Origin of the sequence: Ensifer sp. 1H6 (assembly GCF_001976035.1) — a bacterium.
In the GTDB taxonomy this organism is placed as follows: domain Bacteria; phylum Pseudomonadota; class Alphaproteobacteria; order Rhizobiales; family Rhizobiaceae; genus Ensifer; species Ensifer canadensis.
In genome coordinates this window covers 173,837-199,918 of record NZ_MOAI01000005.1, presented here as the reverse complement: position 1 = coordinate 199,918, position 26,082 = coordinate 173,837, and the positions used below count along the sequence as shown (strand labels likewise).

Annotated in this window: 24 protein-coding genes and 1 pseudogene; 7 read left to right on the top strand and 18 right to left on the bottom strand. The window is 62.3% G+C overall.

The features are described 5' to 3' along the window. Positions 1-9: 9 nt before the first annotated feature. The gene (locus BKP54_RS08225) at positions 10-696 is read right to left on the bottom strand and encodes an XRE family transcriptional regulator (RefSeq protein ID WP_025428633.1); all 687 of its coding nucleotides are present in this window, start codon (positions 694-696) and stop codon (positions 10-12) included. A gap of 204 nt (positions 697-900) precedes the next feature. On the opposite strand from BKP54_RS08225, the gene BKP54_RS08220 reads away from it, so the two are divergent. Genes BKP54_RS08220 through BKP54_RS08200 form a run of 5 tightly spaced genes read left to right on the top strand, consistent with a single transcriptional unit; the run spans position 901 to position 4,909 of the window. Next, positions 901-1,893, top strand: coding sequence for an ABC transporter permease (locus BKP54_RS08220; protein ID WP_038578191.1), 993 nt, complete (start codon positions 901-903; stop codon positions 1,891-1,893). Between the two features lie 12 nt (positions 1,894-1,905). Then, complete coding sequence (locus BKP54_RS08215) at positions 1,906-2,811, top strand: ABC transporter permease (RefSeq protein ID WP_025428631.1); 906 nt, start codon at positions 1,906-1,908, stop codon at positions 2,809-2,811. Further along, positions 2,811-3,644 carry an ABC transporter ATP-binding protein gene (locus BKP54_RS08210; RefSeq protein ID WP_025428630.1) on the top strand — a complete coding sequence of 278 codons (834 nt, stop codon included), beginning with the start codon at positions 2,811-2,813 and terminating at the stop codon, positions 3,642-3,644. Before BKP54_RS08215 ends, BKP54_RS08210 begins: the two co-directional genes overlap by 1 nt. Continuing rightward, positions 3,641-4,381 (top strand): ABC transporter ATP-binding protein, encoded by a 741-nt coding sequence (locus BKP54_RS08205; RefSeq protein ID WP_025428629.1) that lies wholly within the window; start codon positions 3,641-3,643, stop codon positions 4,379-4,381. Before BKP54_RS08210 ends, BKP54_RS08205 begins: the two co-directional genes overlap by 4 nt. A gap of 21 nt (positions 4,382-4,402) precedes the next feature. Then, positions 4,403-4,909, top strand: coding sequence for a GAF domain-containing protein (locus tag BKP54_RS08200; RefSeq protein WP_025428628.1), 507 nt, complete (start codon positions 4,403-4,405; stop codon positions 4,907-4,909). Between the two features lie 46 nt (positions 4,910-4,955). On the opposite strand, the gene ugpC is transcribed toward BKP54_RS08200, so the two are convergent. The 16 genes and pseudogenes from ugpC to BKP54_RS08125 form a co-directional block, all read right to left on the bottom strand. Continuing rightward, on the bottom strand, positions 4,956-6,047 hold the full coding sequence (ugpC, locus tag BKP54_RS08195; RefSeq protein ID WP_025428627.1) for a sn-glycerol-3-phosphate ABC transporter ATP-binding protein UgpC: 1,092 nt from the start codon (positions 6,045-6,047) through the stop codon (positions 4,956-4,958). Between the two features lie 239 nt (positions 6,048-6,286). Next, complete coding sequence (locus BKP54_RS08190) at positions 6,287-7,741, bottom strand: extracellular solute-binding protein (RefSeq protein ID WP_025428626.1); 1,455 nt, start codon at positions 7,739-7,741, stop codon at positions 6,287-6,289. 41 nt (positions 7,742-7,782) lie between these two features. Further along, the gene (locus tag BKP54_RS08185; RefSeq protein WP_025428625.1) at positions 7,783-8,811 is read right to left on the bottom strand and encodes a carbohydrate ABC transporter permease; all 1,029 of its coding nucleotides are present in this window, start codon (positions 8,809-8,811) and stop codon (positions 7,783-7,785) included. Continuing rightward, the gene (locus tag BKP54_RS08180) at positions 8,808-9,686 is read right to left on the bottom strand and encodes a sugar ABC transporter permease (protein WP_025428624.1); all 879 of its coding nucleotides are present in this window, start codon (positions 9,684-9,686) and stop codon (positions 8,808-8,810) included. The genes BKP54_RS08185 and BKP54_RS08180 overlap by 4 nt, the downstream gene beginning before the upstream one ends. Next, positions 9,683-10,615 (bottom strand): ribokinase, encoded by a 933-nt coding sequence (gene rbsK / locus BKP54_RS08175; RefSeq protein WP_025428623.1) that lies wholly within the window; start codon positions 10,613-10,615, stop codon positions 9,683-9,685. The genes BKP54_RS08180 and rbsK overlap by 4 nt, the downstream gene beginning before the upstream one ends. Before the next feature lie 121 nt (positions 10,616-10,736). Further along, complete coding sequence (locus BKP54_RS08170) at positions 10,737-11,192, bottom strand: RbsD/FucU family protein (protein WP_025428622.1); 456 nt, start codon at positions 11,190-11,192, stop codon at positions 10,737-10,739. 154 nt (positions 11,193-11,346) lie between these two features. Beyond that, positions 11,347-13,730, bottom strand: a pseudogene (locus BKP54_RS08165) (aldehyde dehydrogenase family protein). Positions 13,731-13,735: 5 nt separating this feature from the next. Beyond that, complete coding sequence (gene deoC / locus BKP54_RS08160) at positions 13,736-14,749, bottom strand: deoxyribose-phosphate aldolase (RefSeq protein ID WP_025428620.1); 1,014 nt, start codon at positions 14,747-14,749, stop codon at positions 13,736-13,738. Between the two features lie 178 nt (positions 14,750-14,927). After that, the gene (locus tag BKP54_RS08155) at positions 14,928-15,659 is read right to left on the bottom strand and encodes a DeoR family transcriptional regulator (RefSeq protein WP_038577837.1); all 732 of its coding nucleotides are present in this window, start codon (positions 15,657-15,659) and stop codon (positions 14,928-14,930) included. Between the two features lie 226 nt (positions 15,660-15,885). Further along, positions 15,886-16,773 (bottom strand): M24B family metallopeptidase, encoded by an 888-nt coding sequence (locus BKP54_RS36020; protein WP_245317810.1) that lies wholly within the window; start codon positions 16,771-16,773, stop codon positions 15,886-15,888. Then, entirely contained in the window at positions 16,767-17,687 is a 921-nt protein-coding gene (locus BKP54_RS36405) for an aminopeptidase P family N-terminal domain-containing protein (protein WP_245317808.1), read from the bottom strand. Before BKP54_RS36405 ends, BKP54_RS36020 begins: the two co-directional genes overlap by 7 nt. Positions 17,688-17,715: 28 nt before the next feature. Further along, complete coding sequence (locus tag BKP54_RS08145; protein WP_082523801.1) at positions 17,716-18,729, bottom strand: oligopeptide/dipeptide ABC transporter ATP-binding protein; 1,014 nt, start codon at positions 18,727-18,729, stop codon at positions 17,716-17,718. Next, positions 18,726-19,739, bottom strand: a complete 1,014-nt coding sequence (locus tag BKP54_RS08140) for an ABC transporter ATP-binding protein (protein ID WP_025428617.1) — start codon at positions 19,737-19,739, stop codon at positions 18,726-18,728. Before BKP54_RS08140 ends, BKP54_RS08145 begins: the two co-directional genes overlap by 4 nt. 1 nt (position 19,740) lies before the next feature. After that, positions 19,741-20,610, bottom strand: a complete 870-nt coding sequence (locus BKP54_RS08135) for an ABC transporter permease (protein WP_025428616.1) — start codon at positions 20,608-20,610, stop codon at positions 19,741-19,743. Continuing rightward, entirely contained in the window at positions 20,607-21,548 is a 942-nt protein-coding gene (locus tag BKP54_RS08130; protein WP_025428615.1) for an ABC transporter permease, read from the bottom strand. The genes BKP54_RS08135 and BKP54_RS08130 overlap by 4 nt, the downstream gene beginning before the upstream one ends. 65 nt (positions 21,549-21,613) lie before the next feature. After that, positions 21,614-23,191 carry an ABC transporter substrate-binding protein gene (locus BKP54_RS08125; protein ID WP_025428614.1) on the bottom strand — a complete coding sequence of 526 codons (1,578 nt, stop codon included), beginning with the start codon at positions 23,189-23,191 and terminating at the stop codon, positions 21,614-21,616. 230 nt (positions 23,192-23,421) lie between these two features. Here BKP54_RS08125 and BKP54_RS08120 point away from each other — a divergent pair, with 230 nt between their 5' ends. Continuing rightward, the gene (locus tag BKP54_RS08120) at positions 23,422-24,042 is read left to right on the top strand and encodes a cupin domain-containing protein (protein ID WP_082555520.1); all 621 of its coding nucleotides are present in this window, start codon (positions 23,422-23,424) and stop codon (positions 24,040-24,042) included. Between the two features lie 13 nt (positions 24,043-24,055). Here BKP54_RS08120 and BKP54_RS08115 read toward each other — a convergent pair whose 3' ends face one another. After that, positions 24,056-25,087, bottom strand: a complete 1,032-nt coding sequence (locus BKP54_RS08115) for a proline racemase family protein (RefSeq protein ID WP_057218117.1) — start codon at positions 25,085-25,087, stop codon at positions 24,056-24,058. Between the two features lie 282 nt (positions 25,088-25,369). Here BKP54_RS08115 and BKP54_RS08110 point away from each other — a divergent pair, with 282 nt between their 5' ends. Continuing rightward, positions 25,370-26,035, top strand: a complete 666-nt coding sequence (locus BKP54_RS08110) for a GntR family transcriptional regulator (protein WP_025428611.1) — start codon at positions 25,370-25,372, stop codon at positions 26,033-26,035. Positions 26,036-26,082 lie beyond the last annotated feature (47 nt).

Sequence of the window (26,082 nt, the reverse complement as noted above, 5' to 3'; positions counted from 1 at the left end):
ATCGCTCTCCTATTTTCGATGAGGTTTGGTTTTTGTTGTCGTCGCCGGCTTGGGGGTTGCCTGAGGCATACCGGTCTCGTTGGGCAAGGGTGTACGGGATCGGAACAGAGGCAGGGTGCCGGTCCAGATCAGCCGGACGGGCCGATCCGTCTTGTTCCACCAGTAGTGTGGCTGGATACCCCGAAAATGCAGGCCGTCGCCGGGGGTAAGTGTGGTCTCGTCGTCATCGAGACCGAACAGGATTTCGCCCTGCAGGACGTACACCAGTTCCTCGCCCTCATGGCTGAACACCTCCGAGCGGTGTCCGGCGGGGATGGTGATGACGAAGCTGGATAGCTGGTTCCCGGCAAAGTCCGCACCGATCCGCTCATAGGACACCGGCGAGCCGCCGACGGAAAAGACCATGCGCTCGCTGGCGCGTGACAGACCGGTATCGATCGCCGGTGCCAGGATGAAGTGGTTGAGCTCGGCGTTCAGCCCCTGGGCGATCTGCGCAAGCGTGCCGAGGGAAGGCATGGCGAGATCGCGCTCGATCTGGCTGAGATAGCCAACCGATACCCCCGCAGCATCGCTCAGCGCCTGCAGCGTCATATGCATCTGCCGCCGGCGCGCACGCAACAGCGCGCCGATCCGCGGCTGGCCCGCAGTCGCGGCCCTGGCGGATGCGGTCTCTGCATCCTCAGATGGCACGGTCACAATGGATTCTCCTCACCAGTAAAATTTTTTTGATTTAAGCAAACTTATTTATATACTCCAAGCGAATTCTTGCGCTATCGACAGCCGCGACCGCAAGCGAACGAGGGATGGAATCGCCACGTGGCAAACAACAACACGACTACAGCGCCCGCGCCGACGCGCCGCGCCGGGGCACAAAGCCCGGGCAGACGGCGCCTTTTTTCGCTGCTTGGCTTTCTCGTCACGCTTGGCGTGACCTTCATCGGGCTGCTCGCAATCACCTTCTTCATCGGCCGCATCGTGCCGATCGACCCAGTGCTCGCCGTCGTCGGCGACCGTGCCCCCGTCGCCGTCTATGAGCGCGTCCGCGAGGAAATGGGTCTCGATCGACCGCTGGCCGCCCAGTTCGTCAGCTATGTCGGCGATGTGGTCACCGGCAACTTCGGCACGGCAGTATCAACCGGCAAGCCGGTGATCGAGGATCTCGCCCGGGTCTTCCCGGCGACGCTGGAGATGGCGACGCTCGGCATCATCCTCGGCGTACTGATCGGCGTGCCGCTCGGCGTCGTCGCCGCAAGCCGCCGCGGCTCCTGGCTCGATCAGGGCATCCGCGTCGTCGGCCTGCTCGGTTATTCGGTGCCGGCCTTCTGGCTCGGCCTCGTCGGGCTCGCCGTCTTCTACGCGAAGCTGAAATGGGTCGGCGGCCCTGGTCGGGTCGATATCTTCTACGACGGCGTCGTCACCCCGATCACCGGCCTTATCCTCGTCGACAGCATCATCGCCGGCGACTGGGAGATCTTCCGCAACGCGGTCTGGCATCTCATCCTGCCGGCGTCCTGCCTCGGCTTCTTCTCGCTTGCCTATATCGCCCGCATGACACGGTCCTTCATGCTCGATCAGTTGAGCCAGGAATATGTGACGACGGCGCGGGTCAAGGGCGTTCCGGAACGGCTCGTGATCTGGCGCCATGCCTTCCGCCCGATCCGCGTGCCGCTGATCACCGTCATAGGGCTTTCCTATGCCGGCCTGCTCGAAGGCTCCGTGATGATCGAGACGATCTTTTCGTGGCCCGGCATCGGCAACTACCTGACCGTCGCCCTGCTCAACGCCGACATGGCGGCCGTCCTCGGCTCGACCCTGGTGATCGGCGCGGTCTTCATCGGCATCAACAAGATATCGGACGTGCTCTATCGCGTGCTCGATCCGCGTGCGCGCTAGGGAGAAGCGGACATGACAACACTTCGCGACTGGCTGATCGACGACAGCCCCGCCTCGCCGATGCAAGCGCGCCTTGGCAGGTTCTACCGGATTTTCGGCGCGCTGATGCACAATCCGCTCGCCGTGGTCGGCGCGATCATCATCCTGGTGCTCGTGTTGACCGCACTGTTCGCACCCTGGATCGCGACGCATGATCCGCTTCGCCAGGCACTCGGCGAGCGCCTGCTGCCGCCAAGTGCCGAGCATTGGATGGGAACCGACGAACTCGGCCGCGATATCTGGTCGCGCGTCGTCTACGGTGCACGCATCACGCTGGCGATTGTGACGCTGGTGGCGGTGCTCGCAGCGCCCGCCGGCCTGGTGATCGGTGTTGCCGCCGGCTATTTCGGCGGCTGGGTCGATCGCATCCTCATGGGCATCACCGACATTTTCCTGTCGCTGCCCAAGCTGATCCTGGCGCTTGCCTTTGTCGCGGCGCTTGGTCCCGGCATCGAAAATGCGATCATCGCCATCGCCATCACCTCCTGGCCGGGTTACGCCCGTGTCGCCCGTGCCGAGACGATGACCTTCAAGAACTCGGAATTCATCTCGGCCGTGCGGCTGCTCGGTGCGTCGAGCCTCCGGGTCAATCTCGGTCACGTCCTGCCGCTCTGCACCTCTTCGATGATCGTGCGCGTCACGCTGGACATGGCCGGCATCATCCTGACGGCAGCCGGCCTCGGCTTTATCGGGCTGGGCGCCCAGCCGCCGCTTCCCGAATGGGGTGCGATGATCTCGCGCGGCCGTTCCTTCATTCTCGACCAGTGGTGGGTGGCAACCATGCCAGGCTTTGCCATCATCCTCGTCAGCCTCGGCTTCTGCTTCCTTGGAGACGGTCTGCGCGATGTGCTCGATCCGAAGAGCGGGGAGCAACGCTGATGAACCCGCTTCTCGAAATCGAAAACCTGCGCGTCACCTTCCCGACGCCGCGCGGCGACCTTGAGGTCGTCCGTGGCCTCTCCTTCACGCTCGGCCGCGAACGCCTTGGGATCGTCGGCGAGAGCGGTTCGGGAAAGTCGATGACCGGCCGCTCGATCCTGAAACTGGTGCGCGCACCGGGCCGGGTAACGGCAGACAAGCTGACCTTCGACGGCATCGACCTGCTGACACGCTCCGAACGGCAGATGCGCCCGATCCGCGGCGCCCGCATCTCGATGGTGATGCAGGACCCGAAGTTCTCGCTGAACCCGGTGATGACGATCGGCGAACAGATCGCCGAGGCCTTGCTGACGCATCAGCGTATGCCGCGCCGCGAAGTGAACAACCGCGTTCTGACCATGCTGGAATCGGTCCGGATCGCCGACCCGGAGCGCGTTGCGAAACTTTACCCGCACGAAGTTTCCGGCGGCATGGGCCAGCGCGTCATGATCGCAATGATGCTGATCCCGGAACCCGACCTCCTGATCGCCGACGAACCGACTTCGGCGCTCGACGTCTCGGTGCAGGCACAGGTCCTCGACATCATCGACGAACTGGTCAAGCGCAAGGGCATGGGCCTGATCTTCATCAGCCACGACCTCAACCTTGTTTCGAGCTACTGCGACCGGATCCTGGTGATGAACACCGGCGAGGTCGTGGAAGAGTGCAAGGCGGGCGAATTGATGAATGCCAAACACCCCTATACCCGTGGTCTGATCGCTTCGATCCCGCGTCTCGACGAAACCCGGACCGAGCTTCCCGTGCTCGACCGCAGCGCATGGGCAAAGAAATGACGGCGCTTTCCCTCAAGAACCTCGACATCTTCTACGGCGACGCGCACATCACGCACGACGTCAATCTCGAGATTGCCGATGGCGAAAGCTTTGCGCTCGTCGGCGAGAGCGGCTCGGGCAAGTCGACGGTGCTGAAGGCAATCGCCGGCCTTGCTCCCGAGTGGACCGGAGAGATCAACGTCTTCGGCAAGCCGCGCAGCCACGGTATCGACCGGGCCTTCTCCCGTCAGTGCCAGATGGTGTTTCAGGATCCCTACGGTTCGCTGCATCCGCGCAAGACCGTCGATGCCACGCTCGGCGAAGCGTTGACCATTCACGGCATCGGAAATCGCAGCGCGCGTATTGAAGAAGTGATGTCCTCCGTCGGCCTCGACCGGAAATTCCGCTTCCGCTTTCCGCACCAGCTCTCCGGCGGCCAGCGCCAGCGCGTCGCCATTGCGCGTGCACTGATGCTGAAGCCGAAGGTGCTGTTGCTCGACGAGCCTACCTCGGCACTCGACGTGTCGGTACAGGCGGAAATCCTGAACCTGCTCAAGCGTTTGCGGCAGGAACAGAACCTGACTTTCCTCATGGTCACCCACAACCTTCCAGTCGTTTCCTTCCTTTGCGACCGGCTGGCAGTGATGCGGCAGGGCCGCATCGTCGAAGTGGCCGATGTCGCCGACCTCAAGCGTGGCGACCTCAAGGACCCCTATTCGCGCGAACTGATGCACATCAGCGCAGCGCACGCGAACTAATCAACATTCCAAGGACTTATGATGAACAGTGAACAGATCGCTGCCGCGTTGGCTGAATTCGACGCGGCGATTGCCAAGGACATCGACGCGGACGCCGTATGGGGCGCGCTTCAGACGCTTTGCCGCCAGGTGATCGGCGCCAAGCTCTTCACGATCATGACCGTCGACATGGTCAACGAAGTCGCCCGTCGCGCCTATACCTCGCATCCGGAGGAATACCCGACCTCCGGCACCAAGCCGATCCGCTACGACAGCTGGTTCGACATCGTGCACAAGGCGCATCAGACCTTCGTCGCCAATACGATTGTCGACATCTCCAAGGTATTCGGCGACCACGAAACGATCTGGGCACTCGGCTGCGGATCGGTCGCCAACATCCCCGTCGTTGTCGGTGGCGAACTGCTCGGAACCGTCAACTGCCTCGACGTCGAACATCATTACACGCCCGAGCGCGTTGCCCTGTCGAAGCATCTGGAACTGCCGGCCAAGCTGGCTTTCCTCGCCGCCGCTCGCTCGGCCAAGAACTGACATGTCGTGGCCGGGGGCATCGATTGCCCTCGGCCACGCCTTTGCCTCAGCGACCGATCGCCATGCCGGTCTGCTTCAGGAAGAAGTGCATCTTCTGCGTCTCGATCGGGACCTCGATCGTGTCGTCCGGCCTGACCCGCGATGCCGCGTGGATCTGTGCGGTGAACGCTGCCTGACCGACCTTGCCGAGCGCCAGTGTGTGCGGCCCCAGGGGCTCGATATCGCGTACCTGCACGGAGAGCTTCGGCGCATCGACGTCCGACGCCATCGTGTGCTCCGGGCGAATGCCAAGCACGACGGCCTGACCGATGAAAGCGCCGAGTTTCTCGGCTCGTGTGTCTGGTATCCTGGCTGCGATGCCACCATCCGCCTTGAACCATAGCCCGCCGTCGCCGCGCTCGAGCGTTCCCTCGACGAAATTCATGCTCGGCGCGCCGATGAATGCCGCGACGAACAGATTGCTCGGCGCCTCGTAGAGGGTGATCGGATCGGCGGCCTGTTCGATGCGTCCCTGATTCATGACGACGACGCGGTCGGCCATGGTCATGGCCTCGACCTGATCGTGGGTCACGTAGACGGCAGTCGTCTGAAGACGTCGATGCAACAGCTTGATTTCCGTGCGCATTTCAATGCGCAGCTTGGCGTCGAGGTTCGACAGCGGCTCATCGAACAGGAAAACATCGGGCTGGCGGACGATCGCGCGACCGATGGCGACGCGCTGGCGCTGGCCACCGGAAAGGGCGCTCGGCTTGCGATTGAGGTAGGCGCCGAGATTGAGAATACGGGCCGCCTCGGCGACGGATTTTTCGATGTCGGCCTTCGAAGTGCCCCGCACCTTCATGCCGTAGCCGATGTTCTCGGCCACCGTCATATGCGGGTAGAGCGCGTAATTCTGGAACACCATCGAGCAATTGCGCAGGCCCGGGCGTAAATCGGTGACGTCACGCTCGCCGATCCGCACCGTGCCCGAAGATGCCGTCTCAAGGCCGGCAATCATGCGCAGGGTGGTCGTCTTGCCGCAACCGGACGGCCCGACGAGAACGACGAACTCCCGGTCGGCGATTTCAAGATCGAGCGGCGGGATGACGGTGATGTTACCGAAGGACTTGGTGATCTGCTCCAACCGGACCTGGGACATGCTGACGCCTTTTCTGCTGACGATAGCCGGCGCGAAAAGCGACCGGGATACTGCATAATCCCTCAAATCGACATCGATCTGAGGAGAACTTTATGCAGCAGGTTTCAAGCGCCACAGCGTCTTTAGTGCGCCATATCTGACGCGCGGCGCTGTAGCGTAGCTGCAACCGGGACGGTGCGCCCCGGCCGCAGATATCGAGAAACCCGCCCCGGTCACTTCGGAGCGGGCGCTGGCTCATCCTATTTCTGTGGCAGGCCCATCGATGCGCGATAGGCAGCAAGCTGCTTGTCACGACCGAATTCGTCCGTCAGCTTGTTCCACTGCTCAGCGACGCTATCAAGCGCCTGTTGCGGTGTGACTTCGCCGGCAAGTGCCTTGGAAAGTTCGATTTCAAGCACTTCGGTGTAGGAGAAATAGCCCGGCAAACGCATGTCGAGCGCGATGTTCTTCGCGGTCACCGCCTCCTTCTGCGCGCCCAGGTACTCCTTGGCTTCACGCTCGGAGAAGATCTTCGACCAGAGATCGACATTGGTCGTGTGGGAGATGCGATAGGGATTGACGCCGGTACCGCCGGTGATCGCCGCCTGGCCGGAGACGGCAGGGCTCGACAGATACTGAATGTAGTTCCAGGCCGCTTCCTGCTTGGTCGACGATGCGGGTACCGCCGCCTGCCAGCCGCCGAACGCCATGAAGGAGGTCTGCACGACGTGGTCGAACTTGTCCCACTTCTTGGTCTTGTAGTTCCAGACCTCGTCCGAACCCGGCAAGGACGCCGAGCCGACATTGCCTGCCACCTTCGACTGCTTCGGGTCGGCGCCGATAACGCCGGTATCGCCCCAGCCGATCGACTCGGCAACCTGGCCGCCGGCAAACGCCGCGTTCACTTCGCCGAAAGAGAAGTTCAGGGCATTCGGCGGAGCGAGCTTCGAGGCGCGGATATATTCCTCGAGGCCGCGGACCCAGCCGGGATTGTTGACCTGCGCATCCATCGTGTCCGGATCGAAGAACATGCCGCCTGGATTGTCGGGATGGCTGGTGTAGCCGGCAACGTGGCTGAAGAGGAACCAGAACTGCTGGCCGCCGCGGCGGAAGGCTTCGGCCGTTCCCCACAGGTTGTTGGAGGGCTGGTTGAAATATTCGGCGATGTCGAGATACTGCTTCCAGGTCTTCGGCGGCGCCAGATCGTAGCCGTATTTCGCCTTGAAGGCCTTCTGGTTGTCGGCATTCTCGAACAGGTCGATACGATAGCTGTAAGTATGGGCGTCACCATCCATCGTCTGTGACAGGATCTTGCCGTTCCAGACCATCAACTGTTCGCGATAGACCGGTGCGATATCCTCCCAGTCGGCGCCTTTCTGCATGTCGGCGGGCATTTCCGACAGGAAATCGGTAAAGTCCGGCGCCCAAGCCGGCGCAAAGGCGATGACGTCAAAGGCATCTTCGCCCGATGTCAACGACGTAACGATTTTCGGATAGAGTTCCGACCACGGAAACTCGACCACCTTTACCTTGCCGCAGGTCTTTTCCTCCCAACCCTTGGCCGCAAGTTGCAGCGCGGACGCGATATAAGGCCCGGTCTGCGTGGTCGCCGTCAGTTCGACGCCGGAATAATCGGGGTCGCAGGCGAGTGCCGTGCCGGTGCTTGCCATGGCAAGGACACCCAGCGACGCTGATGTCAGTAGCAGTTTCCTCATTCTTTCCTCCCTTGAATGAATTCTTGCCGAAAAACAGGTCGTTATTTGATCGCCCCCAGCAGCAGACCGGAGCGCATGAGCCGGCTCAACAGCCCGGCCATGACCATCATCGGAATGATCGCCACCAGCGCGGCGGCGGAGATTGCCCACCACTCGTCGCCGCGCTGGCTGTTCTGACCAGCCACGAGGATCGGCAGCGTCTGCCATCTCGAATTGGTCAGGAACAGCGCGAACAGGAACTCGTTCCAGACGAAGGCTAGCGTGATCATGAATGTCGCGATCAACCCCGGCTTCGACATCGGCAGAACGATGCCGAAGAAAATCCGCCAGGACGGAACGTTGTCGACCATGGCCGCCTCTTCGACTTCGACTGGCAGCGCTTCGAAGAAATCGCGCATCAGCCAGATGACGATCGGCAGCGAGAAGGCGACATAGGCGAAGGTCAGGCCGATATAGCTATCGACCAGCTTGAAGCCGAGCTTGCCCATTTCGGTGTACATCAGATAGAGCGCGAAGGCGGCAACGATTGGCGGGAACATGCGCTGGCTGACGAACCAGAAGACGATGTCGTTGTTGCCGAGTTCAGGCCCCGGCAACCGGAAGCGACTTGAGAACACCGCCAGCGCCAAGGCGGCGATGAAGGCGTAGATCAGCGAGATCCCCTGCCCGAAGCCGAGCACATTGCGACCGAGCAGGAAGCCGCCGAAGGCGATGACGACGAAGATTAGGGCGGAGGCCAGCCGGAAGCGGAAGGTAAAGCGCACCAGCGCATAAGCTGCCATCGCGCCGATGCCTGTCGCGAGGATAGACGCTGAAAGGCCGATGATCGTCGAGGCCAGGAAGGTGTTGTAGAACTGGCCGCGCTGGCCGGACAGAAGTTCGCGCCAGGCCGTGAGGCTCGGCTCGAAATCGACGAAGGGCAGATAGGTCGGCCCGCCGACGACGGCGATCGGCGTCTTGAACGACGTGATCAGGACCCAATAGAGCGGGAAGAAAGTAATGGCGAGCCAGATGAGGCAACCGCCGAGCGCGGCCCAACGCCGTTTCCCCTTGAGGGTGCGCACGCTCATTTGTGCTTCTCCAGATACGGCTTGAGGATGGCGAGATAGACGAGGCCGATCACCGTGATGACGATCAGGAACAGAAACGACAGCGCCGAGGTGTAGCCGAGATTGAATTTCTTGAAGCCCTCCTGATAGGCAAAGAGCGTCAGCGTTTCGGTCGAGATTCCAGGCCCGCCGCCCGTCATCACGAAGACCGTGTCGATAATCTTGTAGCTTTCGATCAGCCGGATGAAGACGACAGCAACAGAGATCGGCAGCAGCATCGGAAAGGTGATGTCGCGGAACTGTTGCCAGGGTGTCGCGTTCTCCAGCGCCGCGGCCTCGTAGACGTCATCGGGCAGCGTCTGCAGCCCGGCCAGCAGCATCAGGATGACAAAAGGCGTCCATTGCCAGACCTCGACGGCGATAATCGACCCGAGCGCCCAACTCGTCTGCGTCAGGAACGGCAAATTGGGAAAACCGAGAGCACTCATCAACTCGTTGAGCGGACCCATCGTCGGATTGAGAACCTGACGGGCGATCAGCGCCACAGCAACCGGGGCCACCAGCATCGGCAATAGAAAGCTGACGCGAAAGATGCCCTCGCCCGCCACACGGGAATTAAGCGCAAGCGCGACGGAAAGGCCGATCACATATTGCAGGCCGACGGAGATGAACGCGATCAGCGTGGTCGTGCCCGCAACATGCCAGAAGCGTGGGTTCTGTAAGAGATCCGCATAGTTGCCAAAACCGACGAAACGCGCCGGCATCGGCGGCACCAGACGCATGCTCATGAAACTGGTGGTCAGCGAATAGATCAACGGAAAGATGGAAATCACCAGGACGATGATGAGAGCCGGCCAGATGAAAAAGTGCTTGATCGGGTCGTTGCGCGTGGTCATGCGGCCGCCCCTCGCCCAAGTAGAGCCTCTATCTCCGCAAGGGTCGGCATGGCAGGTGCTGTGCCGCGGCGGGTAACCGAGATTCCGGCCGTCGCGCAGCCGAAGCGTGCTGCCTCAACCGGGGCCAATCCCCGCGCCAGTGCCGCCGAGAACCCGCCGACGAAGGCATCGCCCGCACCGGTCGTGTCGATAACCGCGCCGCTTGCCATCGCCGGGACGAAAACGGACTGGCTCTCACTGTGGAGAAGGACGCCCCGTTCGCCGAGAGTGATCAACGCGGACTTTGCGCCCTTCTTCAGAAGGGCGTCACCTGCCCGCCGCGCATCGTCGGCCGTGGCAAGAGCAAATCCGACCAGCGCTGCCGCTTCGGTCTCGTTCGGCACGATGTAATCGCAAAGCGGGTAGATCGCATCCGGGAAGGGTTCCGCCGGCGCCGGATTGAAGACGGTGACGACACCTGCCGCATGTGCGATTTCGAGCGCTCGCTGGGCGGCAGCCGCAGGCTGCTCCAGCTGCGTGACGAAGATGCGCGATCCTTCGATCGTTTCTCGCGCCGCCTCGACATCGTCGATACCGATCGACCCGGCCGCACCGGGATAGACGATGATCGCGTTCTCGCCATTCTGGTCGTTGACGTAGATGAAGGCCGCACCGGTCGGAAGGTCGTCCATCTGGACGATCTTGGGTGTCACGCCTGCCTCGGCATAGGTACGAAGCGCCATCTCGCCGAAGGTATCGCGCCCGATTTTCGAGATGAAGGAAACCTGACTGCCCGCCCGCGCTGCGGCGACGGCCTGGTTCGACCCCTTGCCACCCGGCCCGACCGAAAAGCCGCTGCCGGTAATCGTTTCGCCGACAACGGGCATGCGCCGCGCCAGATAGGCCGTATCGGCCACGAAGATCCCCAGGATCGAAACACCAACCTTCATTCCTGCCTCCCCTGGTCAGGCCGCGACGAAGGACGAAGCGGAGATCCAGCTAAATTTCACAACTTCAAGATCTTACGACGATCAGCTCAGGCGGCTGATGCTTAGGCTAACGTATGGTCAGCTAGGCCGTTTCCGGTGGAATGACGCCCTTGGTGAAAAGGAAGCAGCCATAGAAGCGCGTCTCGCCGGTGGTTATGACGCAATAGGCCTTCTTGGCTTCCTCATAAAACGCAAAGCGTTCGATGCCGTACATCGGCGCAGGCTTGCCCTCGGCGCGGTCGATTTCGGCCTGGACCTCCTGTTGCACGCCGGGAATTTCCGTCGGCGCCCCCATGATCTCCATGCGCCCGGCCGAAGGCTGCAACGGCGTGTCGAGCGGCAATACCGACAGGACCGCCTTCACGGCGCGTGCAGCAGATACGTTGTCGATCCGCAAAAGCTTGCCGAGCGTGGTCTGCCTGGCGATCGCATCGGATGGGAAATTGGTGTCGGAGATGACCAGTGTATCACCGTGCCCCATGGAACGAAGCGCGTGCAGAACATCGGCATTGAGCGCCGGGTCCAGATTTTTCAGCATAGACAACCCTCCTCCAGACGCCCGCTCGCATGCTCCCGAGTGGCGTGAAACTGCGTGCCGCCATGTCGGCGCCACGCTCTCCCAAATCTAACCATGCAACGTTGCAGTCGCTGCATTCTCGAGCCGGCTCCCCCCGCCCCGAGATGGGGATCCCTTACTCGCCGTAAGGGATCCAGATGTTTTTGACGTCGGTGGCGCGGCGCAGATAGGCTTGTCCTTCTGCAGCCGAGCGATCGAACCAGTCGGTCGCCTTGCCATTGTCGACAAAGGTCCGCTTCAGGTTCCCTGCCGAGAGCTTTTCGACCATTGTCGAAAGCTCCTGCGTGCCGAAGGCCCAGAGCGCGTCGACGTCGTTGTGGCTTGCCAGCGTTTTTGCCAGCTCCATCGCCGAGCCCGTGACGATGTTGATGACCCCCGCCGGAACATCGGACGTCTCGAGGATCGAGTAGAAGTCCGTCGCTGCCAACGGGTGCTGTTCGCTTGGAACCGCAACGACGCGGTTGCCGGTAGCGATCAACGGTGCCACCAGACTGATGAAGCCGAGCAGCGGCGCTTCCGTCGGGCAGACGACACCGACGACACCGATCGCTTCGGGCATGGCAAGCGCGACGCCGCGCAGCGGCGGCTGATGGACCACGCCCTCGTATTTGTCGGCCCAGGCGCCGTAGCTGAAGAGCCGAGAGATCGAAGCCTCGACCTCTGCCTTCGCGTTGGCTGCCGAGGCGCCGGTCATCGCGACGATACGGTCTGCAAATTCATCCGCCCGGCCGCTCAGGTTTTCGGCGACGTAATAGAGGATCTGTGCACGATTATGCGACGTCGCCGACGCCCAGCCGGAGGCCGCATGCGCCGCAACGACGGCGTTGCGGATATCCTTGCGGTTGCCCTCACCGACCTCGCCGAGCACTTTGCCCTTCGGCGAAAGGACAGGGCGCGAATAGTTGCCATCCGGGCGCGCCTGCTTGCCGCCGATGAAAAGCTTGGCCGTGCGATCGAGCGACGGCAGCGAGAAATCGCCGGACGCCTGCTTCAACACCGGTTCTGCCGGTGCTGCACGCAGCTTGCGACCGACCCAGGCCTTGGGCTTCAGATATTCGTAGCAGCCTTCGCGGCCGCCCTCGCGGCCGAAGCCGGATTCACGCTTGCCGCCAAAACCGGCCGCAGCGTCAAAGAGATTGGTGGCATTGACCCAGACGACGCCGCCGCAAGCTTGGCTGCGACGTTCAGCGCCAGGCCGATCGTTTCGCTCCAAACGCTTGCGGCCAGGCCGTAGCGCGAATGGTTGGCGAGCTGGATTGCCTCCTCCGGCGTGCGGAAGGTCATCGACACGGCGACGGGTCCGAAGATTTCCTCGGTCGCGACGATCGAAGTCGGCTGCACGTTGGTGAGCAAGGTCGGCGGATAGAAGCTGCCGCCCTTCGGCAGCTCGATCTTCGGCTGGTGAAGCTTCGCGCCTTCGGCGACGCCCTTGGCGACCAGGCTCTCGATGCGCTGCAACTGCACCGGCGCAACAATCGCCGCCATATCGATCGCCTTGTCGAGCGGATGGCCGACGCGCAGGGTCTGCATGCGCCGCGTCAGGCGCTCGTAAAAGAGCGGAGCGACGCCTTCCTGCACCAGAAGTCGGGAACCGGCACAGCAGACCTGGCCCTGGTTGAACCAGATCGCGTCTACCACACCTTCAACGGCGCCATCGATATCAGCGTCGTCAAAAACAATGAAAGGCGACTTGCCGCCGAGCTCAAGCGTCAGCGATTTGCCGGTACCAGCCGTCTTTTCGCGGATCAGGCGGCCGACTTCCGTCGAGCCGGTGAAGGCGATCTTGTCGATATCCGCATGCTCGACGATCAGCGCGCCTGTTTCGCCTTCGCCGGTCACGACGTTCAGCACGCCGGCAGGCAGTCCGGCTGCAGCGGCAAGTTCCGCGAAAAGCAAGGCCGTCAGCGGCGTGAACTCGGCCGGCTTGAGGATGACCGTGTTGCCCAGCGCCAGGGCCGGCGCGACCTTCCAGGCGAGCATCAGGAACGGAAAATTCCACGGGATGACCTGACCGACGACGCCAACCGGCACCTGATCGGCAAACTCGGTTTCCTGCAGCTGCGCCCAGCCGGCGTGGTGGTAGAAGTGGCGGGCGGCCAGCGGAATGTCGATGTCGCGCGTTTCACGGATCGGCTTGCCGTTGTCGATCGCCTCGACCACCGCGATCAACCGCGCATGGCGCTGGATCATGCGGGCAAGGGCATAGAGGTGGCGGGCACGTGCATGGCCCGGCAGCTTGGCCCAGGACCCTTGCGCCTTTCGTGCCGCCGCGACCGCGTCGTCCACGTCCTTGGCGCTACCCAGGGCGACCTTTGCCAGAAGAGCGCCGGTTGCGGGTTCAAAGGTTTCGAAGGCCTTGCCGGAGGAAGACGCGACAAAAGCACCGTTGATGAAGTGGCCGAACTCGCCTTTGTGGCGCGCCAGCCACTGGCGAGCTTCGGTGTCGGCTTCCGGTGCGGGACCATAGGACATTTCGTCAAAATACCTTGCGACTGTCATCGGGATCATCCAATCGGGTGTCGGTTGAGGGCCGAGTAGGCGCCGGTCACGTGATGCTCCAGCTGGCGTTCGATATCGCCGAGGAGGCTCGATGCGCCGACGCGGAAAAGGTCCGGCTCCAGCCACTCACGACCGAGTTCGTCCTTCATCAGGAACTGGTAGTTGAGGATATCCTTGGCGGCCGAGATGCCGCCGGCCGGCTTGTAGCCCACCTTGATGCCGGTGCGTTCCTGATAGGCGCGGATCATGCGCAGCATCACCAGCGTCACCAGAAGGGTGGCGTTGACGCCTTCCTTGCCGGTGGAGGTCTTGATGAAATCGGCGCCCGCCATCATGCAGACGAGCGAAGCGCGGGCCACATTGCGCAGCGTCTTCAGGTCGCCGGTCGCCAGGATCGCCTTGACATGCGCATCGCCGCAGGCGGCGCGGAAGTCGCGCATCTCGTCATAGAGAGCCTGCCAATTGCCGGTCAGCACATGCTCGCGGGTAATGACGATGTCGATTTCCTTGGCGCCATCGGCAACCGAAGCCTCGATCTCGCGCAGCTTGACGTCATGCGGAATGAGGCCGGCAGGAAAACCGGTGGAGACGGCGGCAACCGGAATGCCCGAACCTTCAAGCGCGTCGACGGCGGTCGAAACGAAACGATGATAGACGCAGACGGCGCCGGTGGTGATACCGCGACTGCCCATGCCAAGCGCATCGAGAATGTCCTGGCGAACCGGCTGGCGCGCCTTGGCACAGAGCCGCTTGACGCGTTCGGTCGTGTCGTCGCCGTTGAGCGTCGTCAGGTCGATGCAGGTCACGGCCTTCAGCAGCCAGGCGGCCTGCGCGTCCTTCTTCACCGTCCGGCGACCAGGCAGCGTCGAGACGCGTCGTTCGGCAGCCGAAAGGTTGACACGCTGGTCGACAACCCAGCCGAGATCAAGCTCCATGCCATCGTTGCGCGGCCAGTTATGGCCAGCGGCCACAGGTGCCACGGCTTTCGCGGCCACATTCTTCACAGCAAGGTCTTCCAAGCGATTGCTCCTCGAACTCCCTGACATCGCGGCACGATAGCACGGCTGTTACCCGTGTCGGCGGCGATTCTCATTTTGTTATTTTTCTATCGTATTTTTGTTAGCATTCCACCAGAAACGCGACGTGTCAAGCGACCTATCGCGTTTCGGTGAAATGCTGCCATTTTTTGGCGAGGTCTCAGATCACCGGAATGCGCGTGTCGCCGTCCTCGGTGATCACCGAACGAAAGACGTTCATCGGTGCAAAGAATGCGGGCTTCAGCTTGCCGATCTTGCTCAGGTCGACAACGAGGTGGCTTTCGCGCGCGAGCGAGATCACCTTCTGCTTCACCGCCACCTCATGAAAATGCACGCAGGTTGCACCACGTCCCGGGTCCACGCCTGCGGCCGAGAGAAAGGCGACATTGATCCCAAGCAAATCGAGCGTTTCCAGCCCAGAATTCCCCGAGAACGACGCCGAGGCCGGATGATAGACCCCGCCGAGCATGACGATGCGGACATTGGGTTTTCGCGTCAGCCTGTCAGCAACATTTAACGAGTAACAGACTGCAGTAATTGAATAATTGTCCGGAATGAGATCGACCAGATACTCGAGCGTCGTACCGCAATCGATAAAGATGGTTTCGTCCGGACGAATGTGCTGCGCCGCATGGACACAGGCCTCGCGTTTTGCCGCTGCATGACTGTCGGCCTCGCGCGCCAGCTCATAGGGCATATCGCCATCGATCTCGCCCGCAGGCACGATGTGGCCGCCGAGGAAGGTGAATTGCCCGGGATTATCGGCGACATCCCGCCGGATGGTCATCTCGGAAACCCCGAGCAAGGCAGCGGCATCGCGCAGATGAAGAACGCGACGGCCGGAGAGCGCGTCGGCGAGTTGAATGATGCGGGCTGTCTTGCGGCTGGCCATAATCGTTCCGTCTGTCCGGTCGTTCGAGCCAAAACATCACAGCAGAGATGGCCGAACACAATTTGTGACAATTATCACAAAGTGTCGTTATTCGGCAAGTAACTTCACACGACCCGGCAAAAGCAGACGACGGAGACCGCAATGCAAGCCTCCGTCGTCGAAAATTGTCGCTTTGAGAATGCCGACGGCGGTAGATCAAAGAAACCCGCCGCCGCTTTTCGCTCGGCTAGCTGGCGATCGGCGCGGTACGCGCTGCCAGCCACGCTGCGGTCTCCGGATCGAACACCCCTTCCATGGTCTTGGCTACACGCCAATGGTAGGTGTCGATCCACTGCCGCTCAGTTTCGCTCAGCAGGCTGATATCCGCGAGCCGCAGATCGATCGGCACCAACGTCAGGCTGCGGAAGCTCATGAAACCATCGCCGTCGTCGATCACTTCCACCTGGTTCTCGATGCGGATGCCGTATTCCCCAGCCTTGTAATAGCCAGGCTCGATGGTCGTCACCATGCCCGGCCGCAATTCGATCTCGTTGACGCGCCGGTCGAAACGCTGCGGCTGCTCGTGCACCGACAGGAAGTGGCCGACACCGTGACCGGTGCCATGATCATAGTCGAGCCCGAGGTCCCAAAGCGGCCGGCGCGCGAAGGCGTCGAGGTGATGGCCGTAGGTCCCCTTCGGGAATTTGAGCGAGACCATGGAGATCAGCCCCTTGAGGACCGCCGTATAGGTGCGGCGCACTTCATCGCTGACAGCTCCGATCGCGGTCGTGCGCGTCGCGTCCGTCGTGCCGGTAAAATACTGCCCACCTGAATCGAGCAGATAGATGCCTTGCGAGGTGATCGGCGCATCGCTCTTGGCGCTGGCCGCATAGTGGCACATGGCGGCATGGCCGGCGGCCGCCGAGATCGAGCGGAAGCTCGGCTCGACGAAGGTCTCCTCCATCTGCCGAAGGGCGAGAATACGATCCTCCGCCTCCAGTTCGGTTACCGGGCGCCCGTCCTTCTCGCGCTTGGCCGCATTGGCCTCCAGCCATGCGAAGAACCTGATCCACGCAGCACCATCATGGCGATGGCAATCGCGAAAGCCCTGGAGTTCAACGGGATTCTTCAGCATCTTGGCAAGCGTGATCGGGCTGCGCAAAAGGCGCACGCTGCCGCCAGCCTCGCGCGTCGCATGGGCGACCGCCGATGGGGCAAAGCCGGCATCGACGAGCGCCACCCGCCCGGCGGCAGCGGTCCGGACGCGGTCGAGCAACACCTCCGGCTCGACATCGTCACGCCGTCGAGTTCGAAGTCCGAGAGGTCATTGGGCAGCTTGCGGTGGTCGACGAGCCATTCGACCCGGCCGTCCCTGTCGGCGATCATGAAGGATTGCGGCATTGGGTTGAACGCTATGTCACGGCCGCGAACATTCAGGAACCAGGCGATGTTGTCGGGCTGCGCCTCGATCAGCACGTCGGCGCCTTGCTCCGCCAGCATCTGGCCAATGCGGCGCTTCTTGTCGGCGACGCTTTCGCCGGCATAGTCGCGCGACAGGGCCATCACGTTGCCAAGCGGGCGTTCGGGCTGGTCCGACCAGATCGCATCGACGAGATCATCGGTTACGGCGACCCACTCGGCGCCAGCGGCGACAACCGATTGGCCGCAATCCATGTCCCAGGTCGACGGCAGCAGCATCGAATTGAAGCCGACGCGTTCGCCCTTGCGCAGGTTCTTCCGCAGCCAGTCCTTGAGCGGTGCGTCGTAGAAATGCTCGATGGCGAAGCTGTCGGCATCAATCTCTTGGCGAACCTGCACCTGATAGCGACCGTCGACGAAGATTGCCGCGCGGTCGCGCATGACGATCGCAACGCCGGCAGAACCGGTGAAGCCGGTGACAAAAGCGAGCCTGTTGTCATGGGGCGCACAATACTCGCCCTGATGTTCGTCGAACCGCGGGACGACGTAGCCGTCCAGCCCCTGCTCGTCGAGTTTGCGGCGCAGGGCCTCGATCCGGCCGGAAGCCTCCAGCCTGTCTTTCGATGTCATGTGGTCTTTCCCTATTGAATATTTGTCTTCACGCGCCGCCGATCGTTTCGGCGAAGTGACAGGCGGTCATGCCGTTGCCGACCGGCCGCAGTGCCGGCTTTTCCCGGCGGCAAAGCTCGGTTGCGTGCGGGCAGCGGACGTGGAAGGGGCAGCCGGGCGGAATGTCGAGCGGGCTCGGCAACTCACCCGACAGGGCTGGCGCCCTGCGCCGCTCCGTCGGGTCGAGCGACGGGGCCGCGGCCAGCAGGGCTTGCGAGTACGGGTGCATCGGCTTGGAAAACAGCGCCTCCGACGGCCCGATCTCGACGATGGCGCCGAGATAGATCACCGCCACGCGATGGGAGACATGGCGCACCAGCCTGAGGTCATGGGCAACAAAGAGCACCGTCAGCCCCAGATTGTCCTGCAGTTCCAGCAGCAGATTGACGACCTGCGCCTGAACGGACACGTCGAGCGCGGAGACGAGCTCATCGGCAACAAGGCAGGTCGGCTCCAGCGAGAGTGCCCGCGCGATGCCGATGCGTTGGCGCTGGCCGCCGGAAAACTCGTGCGGATACTTGTCGGCTGCGCCATCAGGCAGCCGCACAAGGTCGAGCAGTTCGTCGACACGGCGGTCGACGCCGGCGCCCTCGCGCATGCGATGGACAGTGATCGCCTCGCGCAGAGTATCGCGCACGGTCATGCGCGGATTGAGCGAGGTATAGGGATCCTGGAACATCATCTGGACGCGCTTGTTGTAGCCGCGTCGCCTGGCGCCCTTGAGGTCGATGACACTCTCGCCTTCGAAACGGATATCGCCCGATGTCGGCCGGTGAAGACCGGCGATACAGCGCGCAAGCGTCGACTTGCCGCAACCGGACTCGCCGACGATCCCCAGCGTTTCGGCCGGCATCACGTCGAGATCGACGCCGTTGAGCGCTGAGACGACCTGCCGCGGCCGACCGGCAAGCGTATCCGACAGCGAGCGACGCTTCTCGAACCGCATGAAAAGGTCGCGGATGGAAAGTAGCGGCGTGGCCGCTTCTTGCATCGATTGGCTCATTGCGCCGCCTCCCGTGCGCTGAAATGAACGAGGGCTTCCTCGCGGTGGTGGCAGGCGACCTGGCGCAGCCGTCCGATCGCTTCGAGGCTCGGGCGAACATCCCGGCATTCCGGCCCGGCCACGGGACAGCGTGCCGTAAACGCGCAACCGGCCGGCAAGGCGTTGAGTGACGGCGGTGCTCCGGGGATGGAATAGAGCGGCGTGCGTGGTGCGACATCGCGCGGGATAGAGCGCAGAAGTCCCAGGGAATAGGGATGCCGGGCGTCGCCGATGACATCAGCCGTCGGTCCTGTCTCGCAAAGACGGCCGCCATACATCACCGCTACACGATCGCAGGTCTCCGCCACCACGCCCATGTCGTGGGTGACGAGGATCACGGCCATGCCGAGGTCGCGGCTGAGCGCCTGAATGAGCCGTAGGATCTGATCCTGGATGGTCACGTCCAGCGCCGTCGTCGGCTCATCGGCCAGCAGCAGCTTCGGGTTGGACGCAAGGGCGATGGCGATCATCACCCGTTGCCGCATACCGCCGGAAAACTCGTGCGGGTAATCGCCGAGCCTGTTGCGCGCCGCGGGAATGCCGACCATGTCGAGCAGTTCGATCGCGCGCGCCTTTCTGGCTTTCCCATCCAGATCGGTATGGGCGGCAAGGTTTTCCGATATCTGCAAACCGACGGTCAACAACGGGTTCAGTGACGACATCGGCTCCTGAAAGATCATCGCGATCTCGCGTCCACGCACCCGTCTGAGCGCGCCCTCGTCGAGCGGCACCAGATCCCGGCCCTTCCAGAGGATTTCGCCGCCGACGCGGCCGCGTGGCCGCACGATGCCGAGGATCGAGCGCAAGGTGATGCTCTTGCCCGAGCCGGATTCGCCGACAAGCCCAAGGATCTCCCCCGCCCGCACCTGAAACGAAACATCGTCGACGGCAACAAGAGGGCGCTCTGGCAGGCCGAATTCCGTGCGCAGATGCCGGACGTCCAGAACCGTTTCTTTCTCGAGTTGGTTCATGTCAGCGCCCTTTCGGTCGAAGCAGATCGGCCAGCGCGTCGCCGACGAGGCTGAAGCCGAGGCCGGTGAGCACGATGGCGATGCCCGGCATCAGGCTCATCCACCAGGCTGTCAGCAGGAAGTTGCGGCCTTCGGCGATCAACACGCCCCATTCGGCCGCCGGTGGCTGTGCGCCCAGGCCGAGATAGCCGAGCGAAGAGCCGAGCAGGATGGCGAGCGCCATATCGGTCATCCAGTAGACGATGATCGGCGAGATCGCGTTGGGAAGCAGATGCCGGAAGATGATGCGTCGGTCGGAATAACCGAGCACGCGGCCGGCCGCGGCATAATCATTGGCCTTTTGCGCCATGATCTCGGCCCGCGTGAGACGGGCGTAGTACACCCAGTTCACCGCGGTGATCGCCACATACATGTTGACGAGGCCAGGCCCGAGCACCGCGACGATGGCGATGACCAGAACGAGGAAGGGAAAGGTGATGATCGCATCGACGCAGCGGCCGAAGATGGTGTCGGCGATGCCACCGTAATAGCCGACGAAAGCTCCGACCGTCATGCCGATCAGAAGTGCGAAGATCGTGGCGAAGAAGGCCATCTGCATGTCGACGCGATAGGCCCAGATGACGCGCGAGAGCACGTCGCGCCCGAAATTGTCGGTGCCGAAGGGATGGGCGAGGCTCGGCCCCTGCTGGATTGCACTCAGGTCGAAGGCAAGCGGATCGTAGGGCGCGAACATCCCAGGGAACAGCGCCAGCGCGATCGACAGCGCGAGGATCGCAAAGCCGATGACGAAGGACGGTCGTAAGAAGGCCCGGCCGAGGAAGGCGCGCACGCGACCCGCCTTACGGATGGGAGATTGCACGACGATACTCATGACTGACGAAGCCTCGGATCGAGCCAGGATTGCACGATGTCCGTCAGCAAGAAGACGACGGAAACCAGCACGGCGAAGGTGAGTGTGAGCCCCTGGATCAGCGGATAGTCACGCGCGAAGATCGCCTCCAGCATCAGCCGGCCGACGCCCGGAACGGCAAAGACGGTCTCGGTGACCAGCGTTCCGCTCATCAGGTTGCCGATGGAAAGGCCGAGCAGCGTCACGGTGGAGACCAGTGCGTTGCGCAGCACATGCCGGGTCATGACGATGCGCCGCGAAAGCCCCTTGGCGCGGGCGAACTGCACGTAGTCGGCATCGAGCACCTCGATCAGCGAGGCCCTGAGATTGCGAAGAATGATGGCCGAGGTGTAAAGCGCGACGCTGAGCGCCGGCAGGATCAGGTGATGAAGATTGTCGAGAAAGCCCGTTCCGTAGCCGCCGACCGGAAACCAGCGCAGCTGGGCTGCGAGGACCGTCAACAGCACGAGGCCGATGTAGAAGACCGGCATGGACAGCCCGACCTGGAAGACGCTGCGGATTGCAACATCGACGGGACCGTTGACCCGCGACGCGGCAAGGAACGCCAGCGGCCCTGCGAGACAGATCGCCAGCAGAACGGAATAGAGCGCCAGGAAGACCGTGGTCGGCAGGCGCGCGAGGATGATCTCGGTCACGGGCGCCTTCAGCATGATCGAACGCCCGAGATCGCCGGTCAGCGTGTTCTTGACGAAGACGAGAAACTGGATCGGCAGCGGCTGATCGAGGCCGAGATTGTGGCGGATCTGCTCAAGTTGCGCGTCCGTTGCCTTGGCTTCGGCCATGGCGATGGCCGGGTCGCCCGGCAGCAGCCGGACGAGCAGGAAGATGAAGATCATCACCAGAAGAAAGGTCGGGATGATCTGCAGCAACCGCGCCAGAAGATAGGATAACGAGGGCATGGATTGAACCTTGTAAGCGATGTCGGGCAGCTCTCGCCGCCCAACATCATGAATTCAGGCTGTCGTCACTTGGCCCGCCAGGCCTCGGAGAAGTCGTTCGCACCGAGCGGCGTCTGCACGTAGCCCTCGATCGACTTCGAGACGGCAACGGCAAAAGGGGTCTCGAACAGGAAGAGCAGCGGCGCGCCCTCTGCATAGACTTCCTGCATCTGCTTGTACTCGTCCTTGCGCTTGGCCGGATCGACCTCGATGTTGGACGCTTCGAACAGCGTGTTGAACTCCTGATTGTTCCAGCCCGTGCCCACGGCCTGGCGCTGCTTGTAGTAGCCGAGCCAGCCGGTCACCTGCGCCGGGTCGTTGACGTCGTTTGCCCAGCCATAGGTGTGGATGTCGAAGTCGCCGGAGCGGTTCTTCTCACCGCGGGTCGGATTGTCGACCTGTTCGACCTTGAGATTAACGCCGAGCGGCGACCACATCTGCTGCAGCGCGGTGAACAAGGTCGCGTCGTCGGCGCTGCCGGCAAGCGTCGTAAACTTCACCTCGAAGCCGCCGCCGAGACCGGCTTCGTCAAGCAGTTGCTTGGCCTTGTCTGGATTGTAGGGGTAGAGCGGCTCAGGCCCATAATGGAGCTGGGTGGCGGCCGACATCAACGACGTCATCGGTTTGCCGGTATCGAAAGTGACGAGCTTGATCAGCACGTTCTTGTCGGTGGCGTAGTTCAGCGCCTGCCGCACTTTTACATCAGCAAGCGGGTTCTTGGAGCCGTCCTTGCGTGTCTCGCGCGTATTGATCGGTGCGTAGACGATGCGGGTCGAGGGAAAGAGCTCCATCTTCAGAGCCGGATCAGCGCTGAGTTCGCCAACGCGAGCGAAAGGAATGAACTCCGCGGCATCAACTTCACCGGCCTGAAGCTTAAGGATGCGGGTGGCATCGTCTGGGATGATGACGAAATCGACCTGATCGAGATAGGGCAGCGGCTGCCCATCCGTGCCGGGCCGCCAGTAGTTGGGATTGCGTGCGAAGGTCATGCTTGAGCCCTGCACGCGGCTCTTCATCGTGAATGGGCCCGATGTGACCGGGCCGGCCTCGAAGAAGGCACGCGCCTTTTCCTGATCGTTGGCGCCGGCCGCCTTCTCGAAGGCCGCTTGCGGCATGATGCCGGTGTTGAAGGTTGCGAGGATAGAGACGATGGTCGGGTCCGGGTTCTTGAGCGCCAGCGTTACCTGATTGCCATCGGCGGAGACTTTGTCGACGGCGCCAAGCAGACCCGCCCAAGGGCCAAGCTCGGGATTGCGGGCCCGGTCAAGGGAAAACACCACGTCGGCGCCGGTCAGGGCCGACCCGTCGGAGAATTTCAGTCCGTCGCGCAGCTTGAGCTTGATCGAAAGCCCGTCGGCAGCAACGTCATAGCCCTCGGCCAACCCTGGAACGATCGAACCGTCCGGGCCGTTGCGCAGCAGCGTTTCGTATAGGCCGGTGACCATCCAGAGGTCCGGGTTGCGATCGGCATAAACAGGATCGATGACCGTGGAATCGTCATAACGCGCAAAGGTCATCGCACCGCCACGTTCGATGGCGAGCGCAGACGTGGCCGCGGCCAGCCCAAGGGCGGCACCCAGTAAGATCGGCAACAAACGTTTCATCTCTCACTCCTCCTGTTTGATCGACCGGCTAGCGCCGGCACGACGCCTCACACCAATTGGATATTGGATCCAATTTTTCCGAACGTTTTCCTTTGCGTCCGGATTGCAGCGAAGGCATTCTTGTTGTTCCCCTTTTTAAAGCGGTACTAAGCCGAGTTGATCAGCTTGCATAACCGACTTTAGCTGGACTAAAGTACAACAATAGACGCGAGTCAAGCGGAAAGAAAATCATGCCTCTCGATACCGATGAGGCGCCAGCGGCAGACGCCGGCGCCCCCCTCACCGACATGCCTGTGGCCGCAACGATCGGCCAGATGCTGCGCGCCCGCCGCAAGGAAATCGGCAAGACGATGAAGCAGGTCGCGCGTGAAGCCGGCCTCACGGAGGGCTTCATCAGCCAGATCGAAAGAGGTATTTCAACCCCCTCGCTGATCTCGCTCTACAATGTCGCCAATGCGCTCGGCACCAGCGTCGATACGTTCCTGTCGCAGCCGCCGCAGCACGCCCATTCCATTGTGTCTCACGCCGGCGAACGCCGCGGTTACAATGTCGAGACGAAGGAGCGTGTCTATGAACTGCTCGAGCGCGGCTTTCCCGGCGCCCAACTCAACGGCTGCATCACCCACATGCCGGCCGGCTACGCTTCCGAGCTGACCAGCCACGAGGGCGAGGATTTCCTCTATCTGATTGAAGGCGAAATGCTCTACGAGATCGACGGCAAGGAATATGTCCTGAAAGCGGGCGACACCCTGCACTTCCCCTCGTCGCTACCGCACCGCGCCCGCAACATCGGCGCAGGGCCGGCTCGTGAACTCTGGGTCGGCACCACGCGCATCATTGCCGAGGAATAACCCGCTCGGGGGCCTATTGTTTGCGCGGCCAGGTATCCGCGAGCCGATAGCCTGATGGCCACGGGTCGGCCGGATCGAGCATCACCTGATGTGTGCCGGTGACCCAGGCGCGACCGGAAATTTCCGGAACGATCGCTGGGCGCCCGCCAACCGTCGTTTCGCCGACGATGCGGCAATCGAACGTCGAATCGATGATCGAGTGGCCGACAAAACGCTGGCCAACCTTGATCTGCCCGCGCGCGTGAAGCACCGCCATCCGCGCGGAGCAGCCGGTGCCGGTCGGCGACCGGTCGAGCTTTGCCGGCTGGATCACCACTGTGTTGCGTCCGTGCAGGACGCCATCGCGCTCTTCCACCGGCAGCGTCAGCTGGCAGAACGAGATATGTGCCCATTCCGGGTTTTCCGGATGCGCGAAGCCGAGCTGCTCATTGGCTGCGCGCGTGATCTTGATGCCGGTCTCGGCAAGCTCGCGCGCTTCATCCGGCGTCACGGAGAAGCCGAATGTACGAGCATCGGTGATGACGAAGCTGTCGCCGCCATAGGCGGTGTCGACGGTGAGTGTGCCGAGCCCTTCCACCTCGATCTTGGCATCGAGTTTGCCGGCAAAGGACGGGACGTTGGTGACGGTGATGCGCTCGGCCTTGCCGTTGCGGCAGGTGGCAACGACATCGACGAGCCCGCCGGGCGCCTCCAGCACCATTCTCGTCTCCGGCTCCTGCATCGGCACGATGCCGCTGTCGAGCAGGACGGTCGAAACGCAGATCGAGTTGGACCCGGACATCGGCGGCGTGTCTTCAGGCTCCATGATGATGAAGCCCATAGTCGCGCGTGGATCCTTTGGCGGCACCAGCAGGTTGATGTGGCGGAAAACACCGCCACGCGGTTCGTTGAGCACAAAATTGCGCAAGGTCTGATCCTCGGCGATGAAGCGTCGCTGCTCCCACAGCGTCTTGCCCGGCGGTGGCGCAACGCCGCCGACGATGACATCGCCGACTTCACCCTCGGCGTGGCAGGAAACAATATGAATGACCTTGCTGCTGCGCATCTTTCGCCTCCACGCGATGCATGCGGACCGCATCCACATGCCATGCCTTGATATCTGTACGCCGACACTCGGGAGACTGGCTCTCTTTTCGGTGACCAAACGGCCGCCGCAGCCGACGTGGGACCAGTCATAGAAAGATTGGATCCAATATACAATCTGAAATATACGATTTTTTGCGCAAAGCCGCGACCTCTGTTGCCCGACCAAGAGAATGGACCTATGACCAGAACCACAGCAGTTTCCGCACTGTCAGGGACACAAAGCCGCCGGGGTTTAGACGCGATGAAACTCGATGCCGTTGATGTCAGGCAAGCCGCTTCCGCAGCCGATATCGTCTACGAGGCATTGCGCAAGGCGATCATCGAGGGTGCGCTTGCCGAGGGGGAGAACCTGCGGCAGGACCAGATCGCCCAGATGTTCAACACCAGCCGCATCCCCGTGCGCGAAGCGCTTTCGCGCCTTGAACAGCACGGGTTGATCACAACGCAACGCTACAAAGGCGCTGTCGTTGCCGGCCTTTCGATCGAAGAGATCGAAGAGATCTTCGAATTTCGCGCTCTGCTGGAGGCGGAGGTGATCCGGCTTGCCGTGCCCAATATGGATCGAAGGACGCTCGAACTCGCCCGCAGGCATTGCGACGAGTTCGGCAAGGAATCCGATTCGGCGAAGTGGGGCGAAACCAACCGGAACTTCCACTACAGCCTCTATGAGGCCGCGCGGCGGCCTTACTACCTGCAGATCGTGCGCGCCTCGCTCGACCGCATCGATCGTTATCTGCGCGCGCAGCTGACGCTGACGGATGGCATGAAGCGCGCAGCGCGCGAGCATGAGGCGATCCTCAATGCCTGCGCCAAAGGTGACGCCGATCTGGCATCGTCGCTCACCCGGGATCACATCCTCGACGCCGGCCGTTCGCTCGTCGTTTTCCTGAAGGAGCAGAGAAGATAGGCGCCCATTCGCAGTGGCGCCGCCTCACTAGGACATGTTGCTCGCTC